The 13,220-nt window shown below is 33.1% G+C and carries 11 protein-coding genes and 1 pseudogene; 8 read left to right on the top strand and 4 right to left on the bottom strand.

The features are described 5' to 3' along the window. Positions 1-551: 551 nt before the first annotated feature. Complete coding sequence (gene era / locus CVD18_RS00350) at positions 552-1,433, bottom strand: GTPase Era (protein ID WP_103863460.1); 882 nt, start codon at positions 1,431-1,433, stop codon at positions 552-554. A 223-nt stretch (positions 1,434-1,656) separates the two neighbouring features. Between era and CVD18_RS00345 the strand changes: the two genes are divergently transcribed. Then, positions 1,657-3,669: an OmpA family protein gene (locus CVD18_RS00345; protein ID WP_233194440.1), complete on the top strand. Its 2,013-nt coding sequence runs from the start codon at positions 1,657-1,659 to the stop codon at positions 3,667-3,669. 35 nt (positions 3,670-3,704) lie between these two features. On the opposite strand, the gene CVD18_RS00340 is transcribed toward CVD18_RS00345, so the two are convergent. Further along, positions 3,705-5,057, bottom strand: a complete 1,353-nt coding sequence (locus tag CVD18_RS00340) for a sodium:alanine symporter family protein (RefSeq protein ID WP_103863458.1) — start codon at positions 5,055-5,057, stop codon at positions 3,705-3,707. 75 nt (positions 5,058-5,132) lie between these two features. After that, positions 5,133-5,497 (bottom strand): annotated as a pseudogene (locus tag CVD18_RS00335) (RNA methyltransferase). A gap of 358 nt (positions 5,498-5,855) precedes the next feature. On the opposite strand from CVD18_RS00335, the gene CVD18_RS00330 reads away from it, so the two are divergent. The 6 genes from CVD18_RS00330 (at position 5,856) to CVD18_RS00305 (ending at position 11,141) form a co-directional block, all read left to right on the top strand. Next, complete coding sequence (locus CVD18_RS00330) at positions 5,856-6,845, top strand: hypothetical protein (RefSeq protein ID WP_103863457.1); 990 nt, start codon at positions 5,856-5,858, stop codon at positions 6,843-6,845. Next, on the top strand, positions 6,835-7,818 hold the full coding sequence (locus CVD18_RS00325; RefSeq protein WP_103863456.1) for a hypothetical protein: 984 nt from the start codon (positions 6,835-6,837) through the stop codon (positions 7,816-7,818). Before CVD18_RS00330 ends, CVD18_RS00325 begins: the two co-directional genes overlap by 11 nt. A gap of 38 nt (positions 7,819-7,856) precedes the next feature. Further along, positions 7,857-8,336: a hypothetical protein gene (locus CVD18_RS00320; RefSeq protein ID WP_103863455.1), complete on the top strand. Its 480-nt coding sequence runs from the start codon at positions 7,857-7,859 to the stop codon at positions 8,334-8,336. Then, positions 8,326-9,309, top strand: a complete 984-nt coding sequence (locus CVD18_RS00315; protein ID WP_103863454.1) for a hypothetical protein — start codon at positions 8,326-8,328, stop codon at positions 9,307-9,309. The genes CVD18_RS00320 and CVD18_RS00315 overlap by 11 nt, the downstream gene beginning before the upstream one ends. A 38-nt stretch (positions 9,310-9,347) precedes the next feature. After that, entirely contained in the window at positions 9,348-10,331 is a 984-nt protein-coding gene (locus CVD18_RS00310) for a toxin-antitoxin system YwqK family antitoxin (RefSeq protein ID WP_103863453.1), read from the top strand. Between the two features lie 258 nt (positions 10,332-10,589). After that, positions 10,590-11,141: a hypothetical protein gene (locus CVD18_RS00305; protein ID WP_103863452.1), complete on the top strand. Its 552-nt coding sequence runs from the start codon at positions 10,590-10,592 to the stop codon at positions 11,139-11,141. A 36-nt stretch (positions 11,142-11,177) separates the two neighbouring features. Here CVD18_RS00305 and CVD18_RS00300 read toward each other — a convergent pair whose 3' ends face one another. Beyond that, positions 11,178-12,020 carry an N-acetylmuramidase family protein gene (locus CVD18_RS00300; RefSeq protein ID WP_103863451.1) on the bottom strand — a complete coding sequence of 281 codons (843 nt, stop codon included), beginning with the start codon at positions 12,018-12,020 and terminating at the stop codon, positions 11,178-11,180. Between the two features lie 408 nt (positions 12,021-12,428). Here CVD18_RS00300 and CVD18_RS00295 point away from each other — a divergent pair, with 408 nt between their 5' ends. Next, on the top strand, positions 12,429-13,013 hold the full coding sequence (locus CVD18_RS00295; RefSeq protein ID WP_103863450.1) for a hypothetical protein: 585 nt from the start codon (positions 12,429-12,431) through the stop codon (positions 13,011-13,013). Positions 13,014-13,220 lie beyond the last annotated feature (207 nt).

The following is a 13,220-nucleotide window of genomic DNA, read 5'->3' as shown; positions in this document are numbered from 1 at the left end:
CAATACTAAAATGTTTTGATTTGATTACTATAACAGAAGGGCAATAAAAACAAAAAGCCCAGAGGCCAGTGTTTCAGGCCTTTGAACTTTTCATAATTGATAGTCAGTCAGTGAAATAATTACTTACACAAATATAGCACCTATTGTAGTTAAGTTGGTTACTGTAAAACATCAAACTTTTTATGGAAGTTATTTATTCTTACGTAGACATCTCCTTCTTCCTCAGTAACTACAGGTGATTCACAAGATTCTTAACTCACTTCATGCATTAAATATTCATTACAAATACTGTCATTAAAGCAAACTAGTCAAAATGGTATAATGAAATGTATTGTACTTATCAACGAACTAATTTTGTAGAAGAAAAAAGACCAATCACTCTATGAGGTGGCTTCTAGACACAAATTTGCTCTATAGAGACATTGCAACAGATACTATATCGAGAATCAATTGTTTTTATAGACTCCTATAAACTTATAGTCAACACATGCCATAAGCTAATTCAAAATAATAGCAACAATAATCATCACTACATCTCTAACAATCAGGTTTTATTTATTATACCCAAAACGTTTTAACTGTCTACCACTACTACGCCAATTTTTATTGACTTTTACATAGAGTTCTATATGTATCTTCTTGCCAAAGAATTTTTCGAGTTCTTTACGTGCTTCTGTACCTACTCTTTTTAGAGCCGATCCTTTATGTCCGATAATTATTCCTTTTTGAGAATCTCGCTCTACCATAATTACCGAGCGAATTCTAATAATATCATCATCTTCTATAAATTCTTCTGTTTCTATTTCTACAGCATAGGGAATCTCTTTTTTATAATGTACTAGGATTTTTTCGCGAATTGCTTCATTTACAAAAAAACGTTCGGGCTTATCTGTCAATTGATCTTTAGGATAAAAAGCAGGAGAGTCTGGTAGTAACTCAACTATTCTATGAAAAACCTCTCTGACATTAAATTTTTCTAGTGCAGATATAGGGTACAATTCTGCATTTGGTACTTTTTGAGCCCAAAACTGAACTTGCTCTTCTAGTTTTTCCTGATTAGATTGATCTATCTTATTCAATAGAAGAAGTACAGGGATTTTGGCATTGGTAATTTTATTAAAAAACGCTTCGTCTTTTAAGTCTCTCTCACCAATCTCTACCATATAAATCAGTACATCGGCATCTTCAAAAGCAGATTTCACAAAATCCATCATTGATTCCTGCAATTCATATGCAGGCTTTATAATCCCAGGGGTGTCTGATAAAATTACTTGAAAGTCATCTCCATTTACAATTCCCAAAATTCGATGCCTTGTTGTTTGCGCCTTAGAGGTAATAATAGATAGTTTCTCTCCAATAAAAGCATTCATCAAGGTAGATTTCCCTACATTGGGGTTACCTATAATATTTACAAAACCAGCTTTGTGAGCCATATAATTGATTTTTGGACAAAGGTAGATGAATATTAAAAAAGAAAAGAACGGATGACAAGATTATTGCAATATCTCCTGTTTTATTAACATTTTCCTACAAAAAGCGGTTATTAAAAATAAAAAACGAATGCTTATTTTAATTCATTTTTTCTTAAATTTAATTCTAAGATACTTTCAAAACCTATTGATAACAAGTTTATTATCTCTAAAAACCAAAACCATTTTGAAAAAACACTCATTATCGTATACGCAACTCTACTCAAGACAGACTTTCCTTTCTTTATGTTTTACCCTTCTTGTATCATCAGGCCTTTTCTCTCAAGATCAAAACAAGCTTCTTGAGAAAGCAGATCAAAGTTTTAAGGCTTTTGCTTATATAGATGCCAGGGCCATCTACTTAGATGTTGCACAAAAGGGATATTCTTCTGCAGATTTATATGCAAGATTAGCAGATTCATATTACTTTACTGGGGATCTCGAAGATTCTGTTACTTGGTATGAACGATTGATCGACACATATCCACAAGACCTCAATCCTGAATACTTGTTCAGATATGCACAAAGTTTGAAAAGCGTAGAGAGCTATAGCGAGGCTGATAAAGTAATGGATCAATTTTATGAAATTACAGGAAATGATAAACGTGCAAAATCTTTTATAGAAAAAAGAAATTATCTGGATTTTATAGAACTACAATCTGGCAAATTTGACATTTTCCCTTTGAACATCAATTCAAAAAACTCAGAATACGCTCCTAGTTTTAATAATAACAATCAGATTGTTTTTGCCTCTTCTAGAAGTAAAAACACTAATGAATCAAAATTGCATAAATGGACACAAATGCCATTTCTTGATATATTTTCTTCAGAAATAGAAGCCGATCAAATAACGCTCAAAAAACCTGTTAAACTAAAAGGTAAAATCAACACAAAATTCCATGAGTCCTCCACCACTTTTAGTAAGGATGGAAAAACCGTATATTTCTCTAGAAACAATTACACAAACAAAAAATTAGGAACGAATAAAAAGGGGGTGGTATTATTAAAACTATACAAAGCTACGCTCAAGGATGGTATATGGTGCGATATCACAGAGCTACCTTTTTCTAGCAATGAATATTCTGTTTCTCACCCCTCACTAAGTGCCGATGGCACCAAACTCTATTTCGCAAGTGATATGCCTGGTAGTTTAGGGCAATCTGATCTCTTTGTAGTTGATATATTAAGAAACGGAAAGTATGACAAACCAAAAAACCTAGGTAATAAGATCAACACAGAAGGTAGAGAAACCTTCCCTTATATAAGTGATAGTGGCAGCCTCTACTTTTCTAGCGATGGCCACGTGGGGTTAGGGGGATTAGATATTTTTGTAGCAGTTCCAGAAGATTTCGGTTTTTCTAACGCTTTCAATGTAGGGAAACCTATAAACAGCTCAAAAGATGATTTTACCTTTATACTTAACACAGATACCAACATAGGGTATTTTGCCAGTAACAGAAAGGGGGGTAAAGGCAATGATGATATTTACAGTTTTAAACAAACCCAGGAGCTAATTACTTCATGTATGCAATATGCAGAAGGCATTATACTAGATAGTGCTACCAATGAGCCTATTTTTAGGGCAGATGTTACGGTCAAAGATATGGCAGGAAACACCATTTATGAAGCTGTTTCTGATATCAAAGGAGTTTATAAGATCAAAGTACCCTGCAACTCTGAATACACAATTCGAGTTACATCAGACACCTATAATCCTAGAGAGATACCTCTAGAGACTACCGATACTTTTGAGTATGTATATGAACTACCCATTTCATTGATAAAAGAAGAGGACTTATTATCTACTACTGTAGAAATTAATGTAGGAGACGATCTATCAAAAGTATTGCAACTAAAACCTATTTATTTTAGTCTAGACACTTCAGAAATTACTCCTAGTGCAGAAGTAGAGTTACAAAAAATAATTTCTACCATGCGTAACTATCCAGCTATGAAAATCGAGGTTCGCTCACACACCGATAGCCGATCTAGTTATTGGTATAACAAAAGGTTGAGTGTAAAAAGAATGAGAGCTACCGTAAAGTATATTGTAGAAAAAGGAGAACTCAATTGGAGGCGTATTCGCGGTAAAGCTTATGGCGAAAGAAGATTGATCAATAAATGCAAAAATGATGTGCCTTGCACAGAAGAAGAACACCAAGAAAACAGAAGAAGTGAGTTTATTGTAAAGAAAAAATAAGACCATTTACACTTTGAATATACCGCAATAAAATTCTATTTTTTACTATTCTTAAACTGACCAAAATACATTCTTGCTTTGGCATTGACTTGTGGAGCCAATACCAAAGCAGAAATCACTGTAGGTATTGCCATTATTGCAAAAGCACTATCAATAAGATTGATGGCAAATTCTATTTTTACCACTGCCGCAACTACAATAGCTGCAATATATATGTAGTTATAATACTTACCATATTTGGGTTTGGTCAAAAAGCCCAAACATGTTTTACCATAATATGAATACGAGAACAAGGTAGAAAACCCAAATACCAATACCATTATCACCACCACAATATCTCCTGTACGATAAGGTAGTACCTCATTAAAAGCACATAATGTCAAGGATATTGCATTATCATCTGTAGTTTGCCATATTCCTGTAGATAGTATTGCCAAGGCAGTCAATGTACATACCAATAAGGTATCGATTGCAGGTCCCATCATAGCCACCAGCCCTTCTCGTATAGGCTCATTGGTTTTTGCGGTACCATGCATCATTGGTGCGGTTCCTATACCCGCTTCATTAGAAAAAGCAGCTCTTTTTACTCCCGTTTTTACCAAATATCCCAATGCCCCTCCTGCCACAGCTTTACCAGAAAATGCATCTGTAAAAATCAAGACAAACATATCTGGCACTTTGTCTATTTGTAAAATAAGTATTGTAACTACAGTAATAAAATATAATAGCACCATAAAAGGCACCAACTTACTGGCTACTGCCCCAATCCTTTTGATTCCCCCCATGACCACCAACGAGGCTATGGCGGCAAGAGCAATACCGATATACCATTTATCACTTTCTTGCCAATGCATCACATCGACCAATGTTTGTGTAAGTTGATTTGCGGTAAAAGCAGGCAATGTACCTACCAATCCTGCCAGAGCAAACAATACTGCTAGCGGTTTCCATTTTTTACCCATCCCATGTATGATGACATACATAGGGCCACTAAGCAATGTTCCCTTATCATCTTCTGATCGATACATCACAGAGAGTGAACAGGTATAAAACTTGGTTGCCATACCAATAAGCGCACTTACCCACATCCAGAAAACAGCCCCTGGTCCTCCTGTAGCAATTGTTACTGCCACCCCACTCAAATTACCCATCCCTACTGTTGCTGCAATAGCAGAAGACAATGCCTGAAAATGGCTAAGCTCACCAGAGGCATGTTCTGTATCGTATTTGCCACTAAGCACACCTATTGCATGCCCAAAATATAAAAAAGGAGTGAATTTTGAATAAATTAGAAAAAACAAACCGCCACCAATAAGTAATACCAATAATGGCCAATCCCAAACCCAGGAACTAAAAAAAGCAATCGATTTTTCTACAATTTCAAACATGCATAAATATAGCTATAATTATAGTGTACCAACTTTTATTATTAATACTCATAAATTAATATATGTACTAGAAATTTATATAAATCTGGGTTTATCAACCCCACGATCATACAAAACAATACTTCCTGCCACTGCAACATTAAGACTGAACTCTGATTTAAACTTAACTAGAAACTGTGATTTTTCTATTGCTATCTTGGACAATCCGTGATCCTCTGCCCCCAACAATACACACATCGTTTGGGATGCTTAAATGCTTCTAATGATTCTGCCCCGTCTGTAAGTTCTACTCCTACCAACATGGTTCCTTTGGGCAAATGGTTATAAAAATCATCAAACGTATCATAGTGATAATACGGCATTGATTTTACGGCATTATGGGTATCACATGCTTGCTTTGCATAGCGATTGCCTATGGTAAAAATAAAACTAGCTCCCATATTTTGAGCAGATCGCCATAAGACTCCCAAATTTTCTGGGGTTTTACCATTTTGAATCCCGATCCCAAAAAACTCGTTTTCAAAATTATTAATCATAACGTAAAAGTATAAAAACCTTTTTATGAAGTTGTTTCTTTTTTTCTATCCGTCATAAAATCCTCTTTTCTGTTAGAATCAAAAAATCTAAATCGGTACTATAATACGCATTCGTAAATCATAAAATTTTGTTAAAAAAAAGCGATTCTACGCTACATCCCATAAAAAATTGGCGCAATCTGCCTGCTTTTTTTGCAGACTATACTCTTTTTACTATTTTTAATGCTATCAAACTCCATCACACAATATAACACCAACGGATATGACTGATATAGAGGTTTATTTGGGGCATCTAGGATTTGAAGGTATGGCCAAAGAGTTTTCTAGCGAAATACAGAAAACAATAGCCAAAACCCTTAAAGAAGAAGCTATGTACCCTAGTGCAGACCCTGCACGCGCATTACATATGAACATCAAGGCAAAAGCAACAAAACTTGCACAAGACCCTATGTTCAAAAGAGATTCTCCCAATGATGACTATGAGATCAAAGAGATTGAGTATCTAGATAAAGTAGTTGATGGTACGTTACAAGGGGCTATGGTTATCACTTGTGGCCATAAACACAACCCTTATCAATATGGTAAACCTGGTTTTCCTGGGGAGGTTGATGGGCAATTATTGCAAGATGAGTTTTGTACGGTCTATAAATGGCATGAACAGTCAAGACGTTGGTATTTGCTAAAAGATCATCCTAATCATTATTGTGAAGAACCAGAAAAAGAAAAAAGCTGGTGGGATATCAATACACCTACTACAGGCAGGTATAATACCGATAGAGGGGGTGCTACTATTTGGGGCAGTTCTACTACTGCCAGTGGATTTGGGGTAGAACCCTGGGGTAGTAACCCTACAGATCATGACAAATGGGGCGATCCTGATATTTCACCACGAGGTGGAGGGCCTATTAAGGGTACAGGAGGGTTGCTTTTTTTTAATTTCATAGTACACCTTACCAAATTATTTGCAAAAACAGAAGATGCTGGCAAAAAAGTTGTTGAAACGTATGGGAATGACCAATCAGATACAAAAAAATTAAAAATTAAAAATGATTTACAAGAAAAGAATATTGATACAATGCCCCATATAGTTGACTTACATAAAATAGAAAACAATTCTTACGACACCATTGCTAAAGTATCCAGAGATATCAAAGGGTATCAAAATGCCTTAAAATATGGTAACTATCATACCAATATGAATACACAGGGGTTTCACTGGTATATAGAAATAACACCTAAATATGAGGAGTAATATAGTTGTATTGCTACTTATTAGTAGTGTTTTTTTTATAAGTTGTAAAGCAGAACTTACCAAAATTGTTACAAAATTTGATAACGGTAATATTGAAGAATTTTATTTCATAGATAAAGATTCATTAAAACAAGGAGAAACTATAGTATATTATAAAAGTGGAAGGATATCTATAAAAACTAAATATATTAATGATGATGTTAAAGATACTGTATATTACCACAGAGACGATAAAGCTAATCGGGTTCGAATGATTAAGTTTTATTATGATAATGATTCAACATATTATAAAGATTACTATAAAAATGGAAATGTAAGACAAAAAGGAATATATAATACAGAAGATAAACGCATAGGTATATGGAAAAATTATAATGAAAATGGCACTCCTAGTTTTATCAAAGAATATAAAATCATCAACGCAAAATCCTATACCAATCAGACATGGCAACTATTATCTAATGGAGATACACTTAATGCAGGTACTAACATGAAATACAAGATAGCTCCCAGAAAAGTAAAACTAGGAGATTCTATACGTTTTTTCTTTCAATCTGATGTGGCAGAACATCCTAATGAATCAGATTTTGTTGTGGTAATACCCAGAGATTACACTCAAAAGAATTTTAATACTGACTTTTCTAATATCAAGGAGAAGTTTTATAAACCTGGTAAGGATATCAAAAAAATCTATAGTTTAAAATACACTAATAAGCATCCTAAAGAGAAAACTAAAATAGACACTGCAGATCATTATAAAACCGTACTATTTTATCTTACTCCTAAACGAATAGGCAAAGATACCATACGAGGATATTTTGATGAAATATATTCTGTTACCAAAGGATTACCTAATTTATGGTGGAAGTATACTGATAAAGAGCTTGAAGCTATGAAAATACACAAAGATAGTGCTAAATACACAGAAACACGTACTATTTATTTTGATATCCCAATAGAAGTGTATGAATAATTAGTTATTGACAACCGTAAAAAAAATTTAACATTTATATGATGATGGATGGGTATAGAGGAGGTACTGGTGATTCGTTTAATACTGGTAGAAGAGGGCAACCCGATGGTGGTATCTTGGGTGATCCTGGCATAACTCCTGGCGGTGGCGGAGGTCTCGACTGGAAAAAAAGGGGGATGAAACTGTTGTTTGGTGCAACTGTACACCTAGCTGGCATTCTAGATAAAGCAAAATCAATATACGATACATATGATAAAATGTTTGATAAAGATGATACACAAACAAGTATTGAGAAAAAAGAAACAAAACTTGAAAGAAAAATCGAATATGGTGATACCATAACTCGACATGTAGATTTGTATAAGACTAGAGAAACTCTCCCTTATGATACCATTGCAAAAGTATCACGTGATATACGCGGCTATAAAAACGCTATGAACTATGCAAATTACCATATAAATATGAATACTCCTGGATATGTATGGCGTATACAAATACAACCAAAAAATGAGGAGTAATAAATTATTATCCCTAGTACTTATTTTATTTCTATGTATAAGCTGTAAAACAGAGTTAACTAAAATTGTTACAAAATTTGATAACGGTAACATCAAACGGATTTATTACATAGATAAAGATTCATTGAAACAAGGAGAAACCATAGCATATCATGAAAGTGGTAGAATTTCCTTTAAAACAAAATATACCAATAGTGACTTAAGAGACTCAGTGTATTACTATAGGGATAATCCAAAAAATGACTTGGAAATGGTTAAGCTATTTCACGATAATGGGTATACGTCATACAAAGATTTTCATGAAAACAGTTCTTTAAAAAAGGAAGGCATGGCAGATAATAATGATAGAAAGATTTATACCTGGACTCATTATGACAAACAAGGAAATAAAGAAAAGATTGCTGAATACAAAATCATAAAAGGCAAACAATACACCAACCAACTATGGTATTTATTACCTAGTGGAGACACCTTAAATACTGGTATCAGCATGAAACACGAGATAACCCCTAAAAAACTACAATTGGGAGATTCTATACGGCTTTTCTTTCAGTCTGATGTAGCACAATTTGGGGACACCTCAGATTTTACAGTAACCATACCCAAAGATTATACAAAACAAAACTTTACTCCCGACTTTTCTAATACGGAAGATGAGTATCGTAAACCAGGTAAGTATTCTAAACATATTTATAGCCTAAAATATGATAACACCTATCCTACTGAAAAAGAGACAATCGATACTACAGACCACTATAAAACGGTAGTATTCTATATAAAACCCAAGCGAGTAGGTAAAGATACCATTAGAGGATATTTTAGAGAATGGCATTCTGCTGTAGCGGGATTACCTAATCTATGGTGGCGATACAACAGAAAAGATATCAAAACCATGAATTTATCTGATGAGGGCACTTATGATACAGAAGAAATAAGTATATTTTTTGACATCCCTATAGAAGTGTATGAATAATAAAAGAGTTCATTGGCATATAGAAATACACCCCAAATATGAGCATTAAGAAGCTATTACCTTTACTGACTCTTATATATCTATGCAACAGTTGTAAAACAGAACTTACGAAAATCACAGAAAAATTTGAAGACGGCACAACAAAAGGCTATTATTACATCGATAAAGATTCATTAAAACAAGGAGCGCGTGTTATATACTATAAAAATGGAAAAATATTTTCTACGACTTCATATAAAAATAATGTAAGAAATGATTCTATCTATTTTTATTATGATAATAAAGATAATAGTATTGAAATTATTGAGTTTTGGTATGATGATAAATCTTTATACTATAAGGATTTTTATGAAAATAAAAATGTAAGACAAAAAGGGATATACAACAAAGAAGACAAGCGCATAGGTATATGGAATAATTATAATGAAGATGGCACCCCTAGTTTTATCAAAGAATATAAAATCATCAACGCAAAATCCTATACTAATCAGTTATGGCAACTATTATCTAATGGCGACACCCTAAATACAGGTACTAGCATGAAATACAAGATAGCTCCCAGAAAAGTAAAACTAGGGGATTCTATACGTTTTTTCTTCCAGCCCGATGTAGCGCAACACCCTAACGAATCAGATTTTATAGTCACTATACCTAAAGATTATACTCAAAAGAATTTCAATGCCGATTTTTCTAATACAGAAGAAAAATACTATAAACCTTATAAGTATTCCCAAAAGATTTATAGCCTAAAGTATAACAACACCTATCCTGCTGAAAAAGAAAAAATAGATACTGCAGATCATTATAAAACTGTACTATTTTATCTTACTCCTAAACGAGTAGGTAAAGATACTATACGAGGATATTTTGATGAGATGTACTCTATGTCAAAAGGATTACCCAACCTATGGTGGCGATATACCAAAAAAGAGCTTGAAGCTATGGGAGTAGAAAAAGACAGCACAAAAGATACTGATATTAGAACCATCTATTTTGACATTCCTATAGAAGTGTATAAATAATAGCCTTGCAACTATTTTATTGGTGTTTTGATATCTTCTGGATTGAAAAAAACACTGCTCACAATAAGAGGTATTCCATCATTGTAGCTAAGCAAACAAACAAATGACTCTTCTACATTTGTAATAACTCAATGCTTGCACAAAAGAAAAGACTAGCAACTAATCTACAAAAAAAACCGAAAAGCAAGGTAACATTTTACCGTGTTACAACACATATATTAAGCAACATAGAAGTATCATTATATTGATTCCTATATCATGAAAAAAATAATTTACTCATCAAATTTTACAATACACCAAAAACTTATCCTTATCCTAATTTTTATAGTTACCTTTTTTCTTGGAAGCCTATTTTTATTCGGAATAATCATATGGAGTATAGGCGTTCCTGATTTTCAAGAATATTCATTGATTGATTTTTCTTTAGCAATCCTCTTTCCTATATCTATAATCATTCTGATTATGTTATGTTGTAAAAAAGGGATCATGATCAAAAACAAAAAACTATACAGATCTCAATTTTTATTTGGTAATGTTATTTTGAAAAAAGAAATTCCTTTACAGGATAGTACCGATATAAGCATTCTTACCTATCAAGGAACTCAAAAATTTTCTTGGTCATCCATGGCGCGCCCCGATCAAGGATATACCGTAAACCGCAACAAATTATATGTATTAAATACTAAACATACTATAAAAAAGTTTGTAATTGACACCCCAAAAGAAGCATTAGCAAATCAGTCTGTTCAACTTATAGTCGACGAATTAGGATTAGAGTTCTCTACTTACAATCCACGGTTTACTAATTGATTCTTTACAATACACAAGAATCAATTAAGTTAATCATTAAGGGGTACTGTATTTTTTATATGCCTTTTCTAGTTTAACATCATAGTTATTCTTTTTATAACCTGGCCCATTATACCCCTCTGCAAATCGTGCCCAATTCTTTATTTTGACCCAATCTATCAATGGCTTTCCTTTAAAAACAGTAGTGGTAATAAACGCACCAAAAGCAGTAAGGTGTTCTCGCTCATGCTCATACATTTTTGCTACAAATTGATCGATAGATACATACCCCAAGTTCTTATAATGAAACCCCATAATCTGAAAAGATCCCCAAGACGCAGCACTATAAGCAGACTCATGAAAAGCAGGCTTATCTGATATCCCTGCGGATTTTTCTAAACGATCATACTCGCCTGATCCTCCTCTATAATATTTTTTGGTCCATTTTTTATACAAAACATCTTTTGTTTTTTCAGACACATAATCCATCGGACGTATCCCTCGAGCCTCTAATTCTCTCCAAAAAACATGTCCTTCAAATAATATTCTTGGCCTACCGCAAATCAAAAATCCTTTGCCATTACTTTCTATTTCATTTACAGCCTTTACCATCGCCAATTCCAAATTGTGATGTGTCGCAAAGTCTTCAATATCTTTTTCAGACAACAACTTGTCATTAAATGTTATTATATCCTTTTGAGCCTCAATAAGCTTAGACCAAGTTTTTGGCCCCACAATACCATCTACAACAAGTAGTTGTTTTTGCTGAAAATCTTTTACCGCTCTCTCTGTATCTCTTCCAAAAAATTCTGATATATATACTTTATATCCCAGTTTTACCAATATTTCTTCCAGAAAAAAAACATCTTGCCCTTTTGATCGATATCGCATTGTTTTCATCTTTTTATTGTTTTAAAAAATTGAAAAAAAACATATACTATATATAACGACAATTAGACCTGATCCGTATATAATAACTTATCGAAGTGCTTTAAACTTTTTTCAATTCGCTGTAAAAATGCTCTATTTTAACATGTTACCCCACTACACAAGTAATATCTCTAGTAATAAGCATATAAATAGCTACAATCAAAATGCAAAAAAACAAATACAACAAACCCGTATAAATACCTATAAAACAGGTTTTTACCAACCACCTATTTGTAATAAAAACACTAAAAGAATTAGAAAACATCCCCTAAAAACGAATTCTAACTAAACCAGTACGAATACTAAAATCGCATCAATTATAATAAATATAGAAAGTACTTTTACACTGGATAGCTAACCTTATAAAAAGAAATTGCTATGAAAAACATTGCCATAATTATTATTTTGTTTCAAAGTTTTCAAAGTACTATTGCTCAAAATGTATTTACCCAAACCGAGGAGTTTGAAGTATCTACTAAGGTTCTAAAAAAAGAAAACACCCCTCCATCTTTTCTTATTAATTTGGTGCATTCAAACAAAAAAGATACTGATAACATCGCCACCTTTACTATCGAAGATACCGATTTGTTTGAAGATGTTTTTGTGACGACACTAAACAATCCAGGATTAGAAGGGGTTTCTAAAGTAATTAAAATGGAGATAGAATATCTTGCATGTTGTGCTCATGTAGAGGCTTATTATTATCTGGTAAGAGAAGATAATACTACCGTACTCTTACCTGAGCTAAAAAATGTGTATTGTGAAAATTCTGACACAGATCTTCAATACATATTTCCTAATCAAAAATATGGTATAGAAGGTAATATTCTAAAAACAGAGACTATATATCAAGAGACAGAAACAACAACCGATATCAAATACGTAAATCTAAAACAAAGTTATGCCTGGAACGATGGTAATGTCATCAAAAAATCAAAGACAACAGCAATCACTGGGTATTAATTATAGTAATCTCAATCTGATAAACAAAAAGGGGGAAACTTTTGTTTATTATGCCGACACACCCTAACTGGGTTGTGTCGGTTTTTTTATAGTCAACTCCTTGAGAGCAATTTTATACTATTTTAACTTTGAATAAAGACTACTAAATTTAGTTTTTAGACAAGCCTTAGAGAATTAGACTCTACAATATAGATTAAAAATGAATTT

Source organism: Aquimarina sp. I32.4 (assembly GCF_002924285.1).
Lineage (GTDB): Bacteria > Bacteroidota > Bacteroidia > Flavobacteriales > Flavobacteriaceae > Aquimarina.
This window is presented reverse-complemented; position numbering and strand designations above follow the sequence as displayed.